We start from the raw sequence: 15,356 nt of genomic DNA on the forward strand, positions 1-15,356 counted from the left end.
CGTTACAATCATTAAAGCTTAAATGAGTTAATTAGCTGATTCAGCTTTTAGCTAACTCCAACCATCTATCTAGGGCTTGCTGAATAAACCTAAAACCTTGATATATCAAAGGTTAGAGGCTGATAAACACAGAAATTAGTCCAAGAGTTTTGAAGGGTATACCGGAAAAAGTGTGCATTTTTTGGGATTTCAAGAGATGGCAAAGAAATTTTCCAATCTCCTCCTGACTCCTGACTCCTGACTCCTGACTCCTATGCCCTCACGGAAAGACTTTCTCAGTAACCCCTATCTATTCCCAAACTTGGGAAATTATATGTTACAGCTAGTAATTACTGTTTGTGTACTGCTTTTAGGTTCAGCATTGTGTTCTGCTACAGAAACGGCGCTGTTATCTGTTCCCACATTGAGAGTGCGACAATTAGCGGAATTTAAAAAACCTGCCGCAGTTGCACTTCTAGCGATTCGTGAAAACATGAATCGGCCTATTGCCACAATAGTAATCCTCAATAATATTTTCAACATTATTGGAAGTATTATCACAGGTAGTATTGCAACTCAAGTATTAGGAGATAGATGGCTTGGTATATTTTCGGGAATATTAACTTTTCTGATTATTATTTTTGGAGAAATTATACCCAAGACAATTGGTGAGAGATATTCTGAACAAATTGCTATACTCACAGCCATACCTGTAACGGGAATTTCTTTGGTTTTTACACCCTTAGTGTGGATTTTAGAAAATGTCACTGCACCATTTTCTCAAGGGAGAAAAAGACCAACAACCAACGAAGCAGAAATCAAACTCTTAGCAAATATTGGTCAACAAGAAGGTATTATCCAAAGTGATGAAGCAGAAATGATTCAGAGGGTATTTAGATTAAATGATGTGACAGCATCTGATTTAATGACACCCCAAATTATGCTGACATATATACGCGGTAATTTGACCTTGGCTGAAGCAAAAGCAGATATTATTGCTTCCCAACATACCCGGATTATTGTTATTGATGAATCTATTGATCAAGTGATGGGATTTGCTTTAAAACAGAGTTTACTTACAGCGATGGTGGAAGGAAGTGGTGAACAAAAAATTGCTGATTTAGCTAGAAAAGTGCGCTTTGTTCCTGAGATCATTCGTGCTGACAAACTGCTCAAAAATTTTATAGAATCCCATGAACATCTTGCAGTAGTAGTAGATGAATATGGATGTGTTGCTGGTGTGATTACTTTGGAAGATGTGCTGGAGGTAATAACTGGTGAAATTGTAGATGAGACTGATAAAACGGTCGATTTACAAGAAATTGCCAGGAAGAAACGAGCAAAAATGTTGCAGTCTATCAATACTCTTCATACTGGAGAAAAAACTGAAGAAAAACATGATAACTATGATCTAAAAATAGGAAACACAAATTAATTTAAAATTCCAAATTTTTGCAAAATAAGCTACGCGAAAAAAACTTAACATCCAGGAATTAAACATTGTGAACTTCCGGAGGATAAATAACTTTTCCTTGATATTTATCTTCATAACCTGAGAGTGGTTTCACCATAAAAAAGTCTTCAGGAACATTAAAAGGACATTCTATTTGATAATTTATGGCTGCTTGAAAACCAAAGGGGTGATAAAGTTTGGGATATCCCAAAACTACAACTAATGCTTCTCCTCTATTGTCTGCTAGTTCTAGGCCTGTTTTCAGTAATGCTTTTCCAATACCTTGATGTTGGAATTGGGGATGAACCGCCATTGGTGCTAAACTCAATACTGGTAGTTGTTCTTGTGCTGTTACTAAGTCAACATAGCTAAACATGATATAACCAACTACATGATCTTCAATTTCTGCAACTAAAGAAAGTTCAGATATGTAAGCGTTAGATGAGCGAATAAATTCCACAAGTTTAGCTTCTTTTTTTCCCCTAAAAGCTAGTGTGTTGACTTTTGCTATGGTTGGATAGTCGAGGATATTTTCAGCACGGATTTTCATAATCAAATTGTAATTATTTATGTAATTATTTATGAAAGTGTATGATTGGATTGTGGTTGGTGCAGGAATTACAGGTGCTGCACTTGCTTATGAATTAGCAAAAACGGGGTTTTCGGTACTGCTGCTAGAACAAGACAAAACACCACAAAATGCTACTCGCTATAGTTATGGTGGAATTGCTTATTGGTCTGGTACAACACCTGTGACACAACAACTATGTCAAGAAGCGATCGCTCGTTATCAAATCCTAGCGCCAGAATTAGATGCTGATATCCAATTCCGAGAATTAGATTTATTACTAACTATCGCTAATGATACTGAACCAAAGGTAGCAGCAGCATCCTATTCTCATCTTAGCACACCACCCCAGCTATTGAGTGTTCAAGAAGCTTGTGAGTTAGAACCATTACTCAATAAAAATGCTATCTCTGGTACTTTAACTGTCAAACATGGTCATGTCCATCCGCAAAAACTAAGGCAAGCATACATTCAAGCATTTCTACGTCTGGGGGGAGAAATACAGTTTACCAAAGTATTAGAACCTACATATATTTTTGTCGCTGACAAAAGTTTTAGAGGTGTAAAAACAACCACGGACACCTTCCACAGTGCTGATATAGCCATTTGTACTGGTGGAATGAGCCGAAAATTATTAAAATCAGTAGGTATTTCTGTGAAGATTTATTTTTCTCATGCAGAAATAATTGAAACTCCATCAGTGGATCTGCGGTTACGCACCTTAGTCACACCGGCGATTTTACAACGCCTTCAATTAGAAATTGCATCAACTCAAAATGATCAATTATGGGATCAACCTGGTGAAATAGTACCACCTATTTTAGATGCAGGTGCAGTCCAGTTTCTTGATGGTAGTTTGCGTTTAGGTCAAATTAGTCGTATTCTTACAGATCCCCATGAACAAATTAACTCAGAGGAAAGTGAAAAATGGTTGCGAACAAGTATCACGCACATATTACCAGCTTTGGGAAATTTACCAGGAACTTGGCATCATTGTTTAGTTGCATTTAGCAAAGATAAATTACCTTTAATTGGTACTATTCCCGAATTTGAACATATTCATATTTTCTCTGGTTTTAGCAGTCCGTTTGTTTTTGTTCCACCTTTAGCACAACGCTTTGCTAAATTTCTATCTGGACAGGAAGATAAGATTATTGATCAGTTGTTGACGCTACCCGCCTGAAAAGGACGGGGATTCTTGTTTCAATGGTAGGGACAATTCATGAATTGTCCCTACATCTTTTTCGGACAGGTCTAATTAGGGGTTGCTGAGAAAGTCTTTCCGTGAGGGCATAGGAGTCAGGAGTCAGGAGTCAGGAGGAGATTGGAAAATTTCTTTGCCATCTCTTAAAATCCCAAAAAATGCACACTTTTTCCGGTATACCCTTCAAAACCCTTGCACTAATTTCTGTGTTTATCAGCCTCTAACCTTTGATCTATCAAGGTTTTAGGTTTATTCAGCAAGCCCTAATTAATGATGATCGAACAAATCTAAATCTGTAACTGCGCCAACGCTACTAGAGGCTACGAGTTTAGCATATTTAGCTAACACACCTTTAGTATAGCGGGGTGGACGGGGTTGCCAGTTGGCACGACGACGGGCTAATTCTTCATCAGATACATTGATCTGTAATAACCGCGCATTAGCGTCAATGGTAATGCTATCACCTTCTTCTACCAAGGCAATATTACCACCAACTGCGGCTTCCGGGGCAACGTGACCAACTACCATCCCGTAAGTACCACCGGAAAAACGCCCATCGGTGATTAAACCCACGGAGTCACCTAAACCTGCACCAATAATAGCAGAGGTGGGAGCGAGCATTTCCCGCATTCCTGGACCGCCTTTAGGTCCTTCATAACGGACAATTACCACATCCCCAGCTTTGATTTTCCCTGCTAAAATGGCATCTAAACAAGATTCTTCTGATTCAAATACTCTCGCAGGTCCGGTAATGGCTGGTTTTTTCACCCCGGTAATTTTGGCAACTGCACCTTCAGTAGCTAGGTTGCCTTTGAGAATAGCTAGGTGTCCTTGGGCGTACATGGGGTTATTCCAAGGACGGATCACATCTTGAGCGGGTGATGGTTCATCAGGGATATCTGCTAAAACTTCGGCTACAGTTTGTCCTGAGATGGTAAGACAGTCACCATGTAACAGGCCATGAACTAAGAGCATTTTCATGACTTGGGGAATACCACCGGCTTTGTGTAAGTCTGTGGCTACATATCTACCACTGGGTTTTAAGTCACAGATGACGGGAACACGACCGCGAATAGTTTCAAAGTCGTCTAATGTCAGTTCTACACCAGCAGCACGGGCGATCGCCAGAAAATGTAAAACTGCATTGGTAGAACCACCCACGGCCATAATCACAGAAATGGCATTTTCTATAGATTTACGGGTGATAATTTGCCGGGGTAAGATTTGTTTACGGATAGCTTCTACTAAAACGGCTGCTGATTTGGCGGTACTTTCGGCTTTTTCTTCATCTTCTGCGGCCATGGTGGAGGAATAGGGTATACTCATGCCCATTGCTTCAAAGGCTGAGGACATGGTGTTAGCTGTGAACATTCCTCCGCAAGAACCAGCACCGGGACAAGCGTTACGTTCTACTGCTAATAGTTCATTTTCATCAATTTTACCGGCGCTGTGTTGACCTACTGCTTCAAAAGAACTGACAACGGTTAAGTCTTTACCGTCATATTTTCCGGGTTTAATTGTGCCACCATATACAAATATGGCGGGGATGTTCATACGTGCCATTGCTAACATAGCACCGGGCATATTTTTATCACAACCACCAATGGCCAGCACACCATCCATACTTTGCCCACTACAAGCGGTTTCGATAGAATCGGCGATGACTTCCCGGGAAACTAGGGAATATTTCATTCCTTCTGTTCCCATTGAAATGCCATCACTGATGGTAATAGTACCGAAAATCTGGGGCATTGCACCGGCTTCTTTTACACCAATTTCTGCTCTTTGGGCGAGTTTGTTAATGCCCATATTACAAGGGGTGATGGTGCTGTAACCATTGGCAATACCGACAATGGCTTTGTTAAAATCTTCATCTTGGAAACCAACCGCCCGTAACATAGCCCGGTTAGGCGATCGCTGCACCCCTTGAGTAACTACTTTACTTCTTAAATTTTCTGCCATTTTTATTGATTCCTTCTGTACCATGATCGCTATTATGGCGATTTTTGTGGGTTTTGTAGACTCTGTAGATTTTGTAGATTTTGTAGATATTTATTCTCTCAAAAAGTGGTCATTGGTTATTAGTTTCTTAGTTATTGATTTATTAATGATTGGCTTATTAATCATTGGTGATTATTTATGTATCAAATAAGTAGTCGTGTAAAATAAATTTTATAGTTAAATTTTATAGTTAAATTTTATAGTTAAATCTTATAGTTAGATTTTATAGTTAGATTTTATAGTTAGATTTTATAGTTAAACGATGTTTTAAAAGTGCTATTCCGTGAAGTAATGTAATTAAAATCATGGTATAAGCTGTTACACAGCTAAATTGTATAATCCTAATATTCTGAACTCTTGTTTAACAGGCAAGATGCCTGTTCCACTTATACAAATTAAATGAACAACAGCTTATCACTTTAAATTACTTAGTTTACAAATCTTTAGAAATTGTTAAAAAAAAATTTTTAGGTATAAATTAACTCCTATTAAAACCTCTCCCTTACAAGGTGAGATGCTTTAAAAAAACCTTAAAAAACCTTTTACGTAGTTATGTAATGACTTATGTAACAAGTGTAGAGATGTTAGTTTCTCGTAGATTATTAGTTCTGCTTTATACTTTTTTAACAAACTGCTACACAAAAAAAAATAAAAAAAATAAAAAAAATAAAAAAAATATACTTCATTTCAAAACTGTGTCACAACTATTATCGTATAATTAGATTCAAATATATATAGTGTCATCAAAGTAATCTGTGTGGGAGTAGTATACATAGGCGATCGCGCAACAGGCAAGACTCACCTAGCACTAGAGTTAGCCAACCCCGATGGTGAATATGTCAAAGTTAGTAATCTCGACTATGACAATCTTAGATTGTCATTGCTGGATGAAAATTACCAAGGCAAGCCCACGGATGCAGTAGCACCATATCAATATTATTTAGATATGAATGTGCGGCTACCATCTGGGAATAAGCAGGTTTTAGTAAATTGGGTTGATACAGGGGGGGAGGTATGGCGAAAAAGTTGGCAAAAAGATAATACTGATCGGTGGATTCAATTTTTAGATCCTATTCGCAATAGTGAAGGACTATTACTTATTCTCCCACCCCATCGGGGGATGAGTTTTCAAAGTGGTGTGGATGTAGAACAGTTCCCCACACAGAAACAATGGTGTAATCGTTTTGAGAGATGGGTAACATTTTTCCATCAACAATGTCCAAAAGTCAGACATTTGGCTATTTGTATGAACAAAGCTGATTTATTTTGTAATTTATCCACAGAAGGAGGAAAACTAGCTTATAAACCCTATGGTAGTTCCCTCAACTGGCAACAACGACATAGTTATGTTTTACAAAAATATTTTCGTCCGATTTATTCCCAGATAGAAAAATTAAATCAAGGTATTGATGGCGCTTCTGTGCGGTGTTTCATTACATCTATTTACCATCGGAGTCTCCTAGAATTACCGTGGATTTATTTAGGTAGTTTTTTAGCTAAATAGGTGTAAATTATGTAGATATTATGGATATTATTCAACGATAACAAAGATTTGAAAAATCATTACAAGGGTGTGATATGGGCAATATTCACGTAATTGGACCACAGGCTTCAGGAAAAACTACTTATTTAGCAGCTTTGGCTTATAAACCAAGCACAGCAGCTTGGAAAGCCAAAAATTTTAAAGTTCAAGCATTAAATGAAGAAACCAAAGAACTAGCAGATAAGGCAGAAAATATTATTGTAGAAGGTGCATCTTTAGAGCCTACTCAGACCTATGTTACAACCATTGATGATTTAAAAGTTTACTCATTTTTGATTGAAATCCAGAAAAAATGGCAAAAACCAGAAAAAATTAATTTAGCTGTCCGTGACTATCCAGGAGAAGTTTTTAAAGAATTAGAATCTGTATCTGCTGATCCAGTCCATGAAGAATTTATGAATGAGTGTTTAAGTAAAGATACTCAAGGGTGTTTAATTTTGTTAACTGAGTGGAAACAAGGAACAGATAAATTTTATAAACGAGTTTTCAAAAGGTTCATAGACTTAATGGATAAACAAGAAAGATTGCAGGATTTACGGTTAGCAGTAGCCATGAGTAAATGTGAAAGAGGGGAACTGTGGCCTGGTAGGTTAGATCCAGAAAATGATTTATTTGCCATTCATTTTCCAGACACCCTGACATTTTTAAAAGACAATATTCCCAGTAAAAATTTACAATTTTATGCCATTTCTACCTTTGGGGTTTTACACCGTACAGATCCACGACCAAATCGCAAAGAAGAATTAGGAAAACAGAACAGATATTCTGTTTTAAGAGAACCTGAACAATGGTCTCCCTATGGAATGATTTCCCCTCTTTATTGGTTGAGTACAGGTAAGAAGATGAAAGAAGATGCTTAATTTATTTAAAAGTAAAAATCAGACCCCATTACAAAGTAGTGTAGTGTTACGAGTGATAGGCGATCGCGCTTCTGGAAAAACCACATATATGGCTTCCTTAGCACGGTGGCCAAATGCTGATCCTGACAGTCCAGTGCAAGCTGTAACTGCTGTAGATGAAGGTGGAGAAGACTTGATCAATAAAGCTCAGAATATCTTAGAACAAGGGTTACAACTAGAACCAAATAAGTTAGAGAATATTTCAGAGGTTACAAATTGCACTTTGCAAATAAGTCTAAAAGAAAAAAAAATAGGTTCTCCATTGTTTAACCTGAATATCAGTTCTAGAGACTATTCAGGAGAATTTTTTAGTGACTTATTACATCAAAGTCAAAATCCCCAGTTAGAGGAATATTTAGAAGATTGTTTACAAGCTAATGGTATTATGTTTTTAGTTGATGGTAGCAGTCGCCGTAAAGACTTAGAATATGCCAATGGTTTAGATAAATTGTTGTTAGCACTGGATCGGAATGATATCAATGGCAGTAAGCGCCGAATTGCCTTAGTATTGAATAAATGTGAACAATCTGATTTATGGGTAAATCGAGATAAACCAGGATTTTTAGCATCAGCGCGGTTTCCCCAAGTTTGCCGCAAATTACAAGCTTGGCAACAAATGGGAGGAGGAGAGATAGAATTTTTTACAGCTTCTGCTTTTGGGATGTTAGGTAATAAATATCCCGAACCAAATGTTAACTTATTAAATAGGAGTAGAGGAGGAGTGAGAGCGGTAATTAAAAATCCTAAACTGTGGCGGCCTTTTGGTTTAGTTGCGCCCATTTATTGGCTGGCTAAAGGTTCACGTCATCCAGAATTAGATCATGTATGAAAGAAGTTAGCCATTTTTGATCTTACCCTCACCCTCTCCTAGAACACCGATTCATTAATTGTAAGGGCGAAGCATTCAGACAGAATATCAATGGTTTTAGCGATAGGTTATCAGCCGAATGCTTCGCCCCTACTAAAACCAAAATTTCAAAGCCTCTCTCCTTGTAGGTAAAAATAAAAAACATGATAAAAAATATGAGTTCACCAAACATTGAAATCCACGAATTTAGTACAGGTATTCACATTCAAAAACGGGATAATGGTTGGGTGTCCCTTGGTTTTACGGGACAATATATGAACGCTACTATTAACCCTATTCCTCAAGTTGTAGAAAGGGCGATCGCTAATCAAGAATTTGCTTTAACTGAAGGTGCATCTAGTGAAAAACCGGCAATTATTGGGCGGGTAGTAGGAAGTGGTGATGATGCTTGGTGTGTAATCGCTGTTGTTACACGAGGAGAGGATGAAGTGGGACGCAGTGCGGCTTTTTATCGTTATTTTTTATGTAAGGGAGATAACAGTTATTTACGGTATATATTGGCTTGGTGGGAACAAAATCAAAAACCAAGATTTAACCCTTTAGATGTTAAAGATAGTCCTCATTTATTTACAGGAGAAACTCCTAAACCTGATCATGATCAAATAAATGAATATAAATCTTTACCATTTGCACAACAAAAACCGATAGTTTTACCAGTAGAACGGCAAATTGATTTATATACTCTTAACAGTTTAGCTATTAGAAAACCTAATGAATCTAAAAATGGTTTACCTGTATCCTGGGCGTTTAATGTAGAAGCACTGGTAAAACCGGAACGTTTCCAAATAATTCAACCAGCATCACAAAAAGCCTATGACGGACTAACACGAGCCATTGCCAATGCTAGTCAGATTGTTTCAGCAGTAAATTTTGATGAAGCAGCGTTAAAGGCCGGGATTCGCAGTTTAATGAATAGTTCCCAAGTCAAACCGGAAGCAGTGGAGGAAATTGTTAAAGCTGTAGAAAATGAGGAAGTTACTGATGAATATTGGGAGAATTTATTTAATGGTCAAGGTGCGGATAAAGCGATCAAGCAAAAAATTTATAGTCCGCAAATGGTAAGATTGATGACAATAAGAGCGATGGTTTTACCAGAGACTTTACCGCAGTTTTTGGCATGGTTGAAGATTCAACCTGGTAAAAAACCTGATGAAAATCAAATGATGTCTTTAGAGTTGCAAAAAGCTATTCGGAAATCATTCCCTAAAGAACAACTATCAGCAGGAATTAAATATCTATTACCCAAGTTATTAGATGAGAAAATATCGGTAGATAGTCTTAGTTGGTTGTTAGCGATGGAAGGTAGTGCTTGGGTTTATGCTCAAAAGGAATTTTTTAATGATATTAAATATGATTTACAATTAATTCATGATCATTGTTATAATTCTAATAACTTATACCCAAATTCTGTTCTTAAAACTCAAATTAAAACTCAAAATGATTCATGGCAAAATAATTTGAAATGTGAAAAGGAAATTTGGGAAGGTTTAATACGCTATTGGAAAAGTATTCAATATCGCAACTGGAAAATTGAAGGATATCAACCTTTAGCTGAATTATTTGAAAATTTCAAAGAATATGATTTAGCTGCATATTTTTATCAAATCCAAGAGGGAGAAGTTAAAAAAGATTTATTTGATCTAGTAACTGATGCACCATACCGTCGCCGATCTTCATCTGTTGTTTTTGGTTTAAGTCTTGTACGAAAAAAGAATTTAATTGATCATGCCTTTGATTTTATTATTTTTATTGTGGAGTATGATATGAAACTTGGATTGGTTGTTCCTCTTTCCCTAGTAATCTTAGTTAGTGGTTGGTTTATCGGTACAAAAACTTGGCAATCTTCTACTAGTGCAACTGATATTGAAAAATCTTTGTGTAGTAAGACTTTTAACGATCCTCAAGAGAACAAAGACTGTCAGGTTATATTGCGAAATAATGACAAATTGACAGGTAGTGGCATTTATCCTTTTAATGAAATCAAGACATTAATTCCAGCGATTGTAAATGATGTTGTTGAGGAAAAAATTAACACACAAACACAAACAGCAACACAAACAACAACATCATCAACATCAACACAAACATCAGTAAATAAAAACCAGATAAAAGAAAAAGTCTCAAGCAAGCTAGAGGAAATCTTAGAAAAATCAATATCAGAAGGAGAACCTAAACTTCAATACGCGGATTTATCCCCTGATAAAGAATCAACAGACTTAGCGACTCAACAGCAATGGGTGAGAGCAATTTATATTTATCAAATTAACAACAAGATACCATATCAAAAAATCGCAGTTAATAATAGTGAAAAACTTAAATGTTTCTTGTGGATTTTATGTTCTAAGCCTAAGAACGATAATTCTAATAACCAAACTGTTCAGGTAAAAAACTCTAAGCTTTATAAAAAATTGACAGAAGATATTAAAGACAAAGTCAATGCTAAACCCTTTACAAGAGGGGACTAAGGAGGGTATTTTAAGGATTACAAATAATGAGCGCGATCGCTTGTGTTACCCTTTTACCCCACCCTAACCCTCCCCTATTGTTGTAAAATATAAATACTGCATTGAGAAACGATCACTTCCTGCGGAATGCTCTCCGAACAAAGTTTGTACATTTCTGGGTTTACTTACTGACAATAAGAGGATAACAAAATGAATACTAAATTACTTGATTCCCTGATTAAAATTATTAACTCTCTAAGTGATGAAGAAAAAAAGATCATCTCTCAAAATATAACTACATCGTTTCCTGTGCAGCAAAATAATTCTATCAATTTAGAAAATGAACCATTTATCGGAATGTGGAAAGATAGAAAAGATATGGAAGATAGTAATCAATGGTTACGTCAGTTAAGACAAAATGAGTGGAAAGTGGAAAAGTGATTACCGCTTTATTAAGGAACTTAATTTACACCCTTATCCCTAAAAATTAATCTAAAAATTAATATTTAAGCAATCAAAAGATCCACCAACCATGAGAATCTACCTTTACATCATAGCCGGCATTACATCAGCCTTACTAGGCTGGAATATAGGTCAATTTTTCCTCACAGATTTAGGGTTATTATCACAATTTCCCGAAATTGTCTTATTTCCTTGTATAGCAATTTCCTTAGCATTTGGTATGGTGATAAATGAAATATTTATCAGCAACCCTACCAGACCAAAACGCAGTTTGCAAACTGCCAAACAACCCCTATTAATCGCCTTGGGATTAGGTACACTTTCTGGTTTAATCGCTGGTATTATTTCCCAAATTCTCTTTTTGCCAATTATTCGTGTACCTACACCTATAGTCAGAACATTAGGATGGTTATTAATTGGTAGTTCTGTAGGTATTGCGGAAGGTTTAAGTTGGCGGTGGTATAGTATAGAAGCGGGAAGTAAAAAACGCTTTCAACAAAGATTAAAAACTAGCGTTCTTGCTGGTATTGGTGCGAGTTTTACCGCAGCAGTTTTGTTTGAAATAATGCGATTAAGTTGGGGGACAATGCCGGCGGAATTTAAAGGTATAGAAGATCCCATTGGTTTTAGCATTTTAGGTCTTTTATTAGGTGCTGCTTTTAGTCTCACTAACTCCCCTAGTTATATTGCAGCTTTGCGGGCGGGTAGAGGTTTTGAATATGTGGAATTTAAAGATGTTCCTCGACAATATATAGAATTTAATCATGATGTTAAAGAATCTGTAGAGTCTGTAGAGTCTGTAGAGTCTGTAGAGTCTGAGGATGATGTTAAAGAATTTGTAGAGTCTGTAGAGTCTGTAGAGTCTGAGGATGATGTTAAAGAATCTGTAGAGTCTGTAGAGTCTGTAGAGTCTGTAGAGTCTAAAAATGATGCTCAAAATCCACCAATACCAAATATCAATCAATCTTATCCTGCGATTGATAAGTCTTACCTATCATTTATCACAGAAACTGACAATATTAATGATGATGAAATTGAAGAAGGTTTATCAATTCAGTTACCTGGTAATGGTACAATCAGAATAGGCTGCACTGTTGAAAATACACATATTTCTATTCCTGGTCTACCGCTCCATGTTGCTGATATTAAACTAGAGAAAAGGACAGCTACTCTCATTCCAGATCATCAGTTTTTTTATGCGATAGAAGTAAATGGAACTAGGTTGAAGTCTCGACGCAGTATTCCTTTAAAACATAATTATGTTTTAACTTTTTATACAACAAGTGTCGATGGTATTAATGAAGAGAAATATTATCGTTTTGTCTACTATAACCGCTTTTTAGATCCCCAGGCTTAAAGACATGGTAAAAACAGAATTTACAACAGAATTTCCAGATGATCAAATATTGTCGGGTGGGCATACTTCGACAAGCTCAATACAGGTCCTGCCCGCCCATCGAAAATCAAAAATTATCAGTAAACAAATCATATCAATTACAGGCATTACCAGCATTACAGGCAAGATGCCTGTTCCACAAGAGTTGATTAAAAATTGTTTTATTGGTAAGTCTTTAGCTGTATTTTTGTTGTTGCTTGGTGCTTCATTTAATCCTACTTTAGCAGCAGTTAAACAAGCTGAAATTGTGGGTAGTCCTACAATTAAAAATGATAAAGTAACAGTTAGAATTAAGGTCAAAGATAAAAATGATAAACCTGTTATGGGTTTACAAGATACTAATTTTAAATTAACAGTTGATAATCGGACAGTCCAATTTAAACCTAAAGATTGGAAAAGTCCAGAAGAAAGTGTACCTCCTCCTGCTTGGATTATAGTTTTACTTGATTTTAGTGGTAGTATGAATCAGGTAGATAGTAGGGGAATCAAAAAAGTCACTGGTGCAATTAAGGCGATTCGGCAATTTACTAAAATTTCTGGAGAGAGGGGAGGAAATACACAAATTTCTATAGTTCCTTTTGGTAAGTCTGGCAATAATTGTCCTGAATATCCTGTCAATAAAGAAACTTTAGATAAATTTCTATCAGCCGATGATGTTAAACTAGGAAATCTTCTAGATTATTTATCTGGTTTAACTCCCTGTGCATCTACAGATTTATATGAACCTTTAACCAAAGCTGTGAAGTTTTTAGGTAATGAAAAAGACTCCCGTTTTAACTTGCCAGAAAATTCTTCCCAACCACAACCAAGACTATCAATAATTCTCTTGTCTGATGGTTATCATAATGCACTGAATGAATACGCTGATTTTGAGGCTTTAAAAAAGTTACTTAAAGGTTATGAAAACATTACAGTACATACTTTAGGTTATGGATTGACACCACAGGAATTAGGTATAAAATATAAATTAGGTAGACCTGCTACCCGTGGTGATATCAATACAAAAAAAGTTCCTGAAGCCCAATTTGTAGACCAAAAAAGATTAGCGGAAATTGCCAATTTAACGGGAGGTATTGCGGAGTTCTCTGGTGATGCAGAAACAATAGGAGAGAACTTACAATTATTTTTAAATGCTTTATTGGGAGAATATGAAATTACCTATACCCAACCCAATGCAGAACGGGGTTCTAAACACAATATTAAAGTGAGGGTAACTGAAAAAGGTAAATCTGTGGATTCAAAACAGGTAGAATATATTATGCCTGTGTTTGGGCGATCGCTTCCTTGGGAAGTTCGTTTAATGATGGTTATAACGGTGTTATTTATCGTTATTGTAGGGGGGATAGTTCCTTTTCACTATTGGGGAAAATATCTCAAAGCAGAAGGTAATAGATGAATTGAAATGATGAATTGAAATAATGAATTTAAAGAATGAATTGAAAGAGTGCATTTAAGGAATACAAAGGAATGAACTTGATGAAAATTCTTAGATTTTATGTAAGTGTTTTGAGTTTTTATTTCCTGACTGGTTGTTTACCAATTCAACCACTTAATGAAATGGGTATTTTTCAGAATAGTTCTCAGAATAATTCTCAGAATAATTCTCAGAATAGTTCTGGATGTTCTACCCAACCAACCACAGTTTTAAAAACCAACGATGTTAAACTTGTTTCTCTCAATTCTCAAACCATCACAGAGTCAGGGATGGTGACAAATAATAAATCACTTGGTTACACCTTTATAGGGAAAACAGGTAATAAGTTAGTTTATCAAACAAATCAAAATATTTGTATTTGGGTTTATACACCAGATAATAAATTAATGAATAATCCTGTTTTACCTGTTGATGGTAAATATATTATCCAAATTGCTGCTATGGAAGGTGCAACTACTTTTGATTTAGCATTGCAACTAGAAGATAATACCCAAGCTGTTAATTTATCATCTTCTCCTAAACCTGTAACAACAACTAAGATCAAAAAACCATCTTCTCCTAAACCTGTAACAACAACTAAGATCAAAAAACCATCTTCTCCTAAACCTGTAACAACAACTAAGATCAAAAAACCATCTTCTCCTAAACCTGTAACAACAACTAAGATCAAAAAAACTCAGACACAAAAAACAACTAATAATATCTCACCAAAAGAAAATATTTCTGAAAAATCAATATCAGTATCAACAATACCAAATAGAATATCACCAGCAAAAGCTATAAAGAACTATTATACTATGATTAATAATCAACAGTATGATTCAGCTTGGGATATTTACCCCACAGAAGTTAAAGAAGACAAAGAATTACACCCTAATGGTTATGATTCTTTTATTGAATGGTGGACAAAAGTTAATTATGTCAATGTTAATAATGTTAGTATTGCATCGGAGAATAATGATTCTGCTATTGTCAATTTTAGAAGTCGTTATGAAATGAAAAATGGTAAATCAATTCCTGTGAGATTAAAATTTTATCTTGTTTGGAATCAAGAAAATGAGAATTGGTACGTTACTAAAATTAAGCTAATTAATTCATAAAAAT

13 protein-coding genes are annotated in these 15,356 nt (G+C 35.9%); 11 read left to right on the forward strand and 2 right to left on the reverse strand.

The window, feature by feature from the left end; all coding sequences use genetic code 11:
* The first annotated feature begins 313 nt into the window (after positions 1-313).
* Complete coding sequence (locus H5968_RS09005) at positions 314-1,414, forward strand: hemolysin family protein (protein WP_096565408.1); 1,101 nt, start codon at positions 314-316, stop codon at positions 1,412-1,414.
* 58 nt (positions 1,415-1,472) lie between these two features.
* Here H5968_RS09005 and H5968_RS09010 read toward each other — a convergent pair whose 3' ends face one another.
* Positions 1,473-1,982, reverse strand: coding sequence for a GNAT family N-acetyltransferase (locus tag H5968_RS09010; RefSeq protein WP_187039669.1), 510 nt, complete (start codon positions 1,980-1,982; stop codon positions 1,473-1,475).
* Between the two features lie 31 nt (positions 1,983-2,013).
* Here H5968_RS09010 and H5968_RS09015 point away from each other — a divergent pair, with 31 nt between their 5' ends.
* A complete protein-coding gene (locus H5968_RS09015) occupies positions 2,014-3,183 on the forward strand; it encodes an FAD-binding oxidoreductase (RefSeq protein ID WP_187039670.1) in 1,170 nt (389 codons plus the stop codon).
* A 288-nt stretch (positions 3,184-3,471) separates the two neighbouring features.
* On the opposite strand, the gene ilvD is transcribed toward H5968_RS09015, so the two are convergent.
* Positions 3,472-5,166 carry a dihydroxy-acid dehydratase gene (ilvD, locus tag H5968_RS09020; RefSeq protein WP_187039671.1) on the reverse strand — a complete coding sequence of 565 codons (1,695 nt, stop codon included), beginning with the start codon at positions 5,164-5,166 and terminating at the stop codon, positions 3,472-3,474.
* A gap of 22 nt (positions 5,167-5,188) precedes the next feature.
* On the opposite strand from ilvD, the gene H5968_RS09025 reads away from it, so the two are divergent.
* From H5968_RS09025 to H5968_RS09065, 9 genes are all read left to right on the forward strand, one after another.
* On the forward strand, positions 5,189-5,356 hold the full coding sequence (locus tag H5968_RS09025) for a hypothetical protein (RefSeq protein ID WP_222620617.1): 168 nt from the start codon (positions 5,189-5,191) through the stop codon (positions 5,354-5,356).
* A 606-nt stretch (positions 5,357-5,962) separates the two neighbouring features.
* Entirely contained in the window at positions 5,963-6,709 is a 747-nt protein-coding gene (locus H5968_RS09030) for a hypothetical protein (RefSeq protein ID WP_187039673.1), read from the forward strand.
* Positions 6,710-6,783: 74 nt separating this feature from the next.
* Complete coding sequence (locus H5968_RS09035; RefSeq protein WP_187039674.1) at positions 6,784-7,608, forward strand: hypothetical protein; 825 nt, start codon at positions 6,784-6,786, stop codon at positions 7,606-7,608.
* Positions 7,601-8,476 carry a GTPase domain-containing protein gene (locus H5968_RS09040; protein ID WP_187039675.1) on the forward strand — a complete coding sequence of 292 codons (876 nt, stop codon included), beginning with the start codon at positions 7,601-7,603 and terminating at the stop codon, positions 8,474-8,476. Before H5968_RS09035 ends, H5968_RS09040 begins: the two co-directional genes overlap by 8 nt.
* Before the next feature lie 194 nt (positions 8,477-8,670).
* Entirely contained in the window at positions 8,671-10,980 is a 2,310-nt protein-coding gene (locus tag H5968_RS09045) for a hypothetical protein (RefSeq protein ID WP_187039676.1), read from the forward strand.
* A gap of 189 nt (positions 10,981-11,169) precedes the next feature.
* Positions 11,170-11,400, forward strand: a complete 231-nt coding sequence (locus tag H5968_RS09050; protein WP_187039677.1) for a hypothetical protein — start codon at positions 11,170-11,172, stop codon at positions 11,398-11,400.
* Positions 11,401-11,491: 91 nt separating this feature from the next.
* Positions 11,492-12,778 (forward strand): hypothetical protein, encoded by a 1,287-nt coding sequence (locus H5968_RS25615; RefSeq protein ID WP_255427090.1) that lies wholly within the window; start codon positions 11,492-11,494, stop codon positions 12,776-12,778.
* A gap of 166 nt (positions 12,779-12,944) precedes the next feature.
* Positions 12,945-14,213, forward strand: coding sequence for a VWA domain-containing protein (locus H5968_RS09060; protein ID WP_187039678.1), 1,269 nt, complete (start codon positions 12,945-12,947; stop codon positions 14,211-14,213).
* Positions 14,214-14,284: 71 nt separating this feature from the next.
* Positions 14,285-15,352 (forward strand): hypothetical protein, encoded by a 1,068-nt coding sequence (locus tag H5968_RS09065; RefSeq protein WP_187039679.1) that lies wholly within the window; start codon positions 14,285-14,287, stop codon positions 15,350-15,352.
* The last annotated feature ends 4 nt before the right edge of the window (positions 15,353-15,356 follow it).

This window comes from Sphaerospermopsis sp. LEGE 00249 (assembly GCF_014299995.1).
GTDB classification, from domain to species: Bacteria; Cyanobacteriota; Cyanobacteriia; order Cyanobacteriales; family Nostocaceae; genus Sphaerospermopsis; species Sphaerospermopsis kisseleviana.

Coding starts and splice junctions, on each gene's coding strand:
- H5968_RS09010 (WP_187039669.1), bottom strand. CDS start 1,982: ATGAAAATCCGTGCTGAAAATATCCTCGACTATCCAACCATAGCAAAA.
- H5968_RS09025 (WP_222620617.1), top strand. CDS start 5,189: ATGATCGCTATTATGGCGATTTTTGTGGGTTTTGTAGACTCTGTAGAT.
- H5968_RS09060 (WP_187039678.1), top strand. CDS start 12,945: ATGCCTGTTCCACAAGAGTTGATTAAAAATTGTTTTATTGGTAAGTCT.
- H5968_RS09015 (WP_187039670.1), top strand. CDS start 2,014: ATGAAAGTGTATGATTGGATTGTGGTTGGTGCAGGAATTACAGGTGCT.
- H5968_RS09035 (WP_187039674.1), top strand. CDS start 6,784: ATGGGCAATATTCACGTAATTGGACCACAGGCTTCAGGAAAAACTACT.
- H5968_RS09045 (WP_187039676.1), top strand. CDS start 8,671: ATGAGTTCACCAAACATTGAAATCCACGAATTTAGTACAGGTATTCAC.
- H5968_RS09065 (WP_187039679.1), top strand. CDS start 14,285: ATGAACTTGATGAAAATTCTTAGATTTTATGTAAGTGTTTTGAGTTTT.
- H5968_RS09005 (WP_096565408.1), top strand. CDS start 314: ATGTTACAGCTAGTAATTACTGTTTGTGTACTGCTTTTAGGTTCAGCA.
- H5968_RS09040 (WP_187039675.1), top strand. CDS start 7,601: ATGCTTAATTTATTTAAAAGTAAAAATCAGACCCCATTACAAAGTAGT.
- H5968_RS09050 (WP_187039677.1), top strand. CDS start 11,170: ATGAATACTAAATTACTTGATTCCCTGATTAAAATTATTAACTCTCTA.
- ilvD (WP_187039671.1), bottom strand. CDS start 5,166: ATGGCAGAAAATTTAAGAAGTAAAGTAGTTACTCAAGGGGTGCAGCGA.
- H5968_RS25615 (WP_255427090.1), top strand. CDS start 11,492: ATGAGAATCTACCTTTACATCATAGCCGGCATTACATCAGCCTTACTA.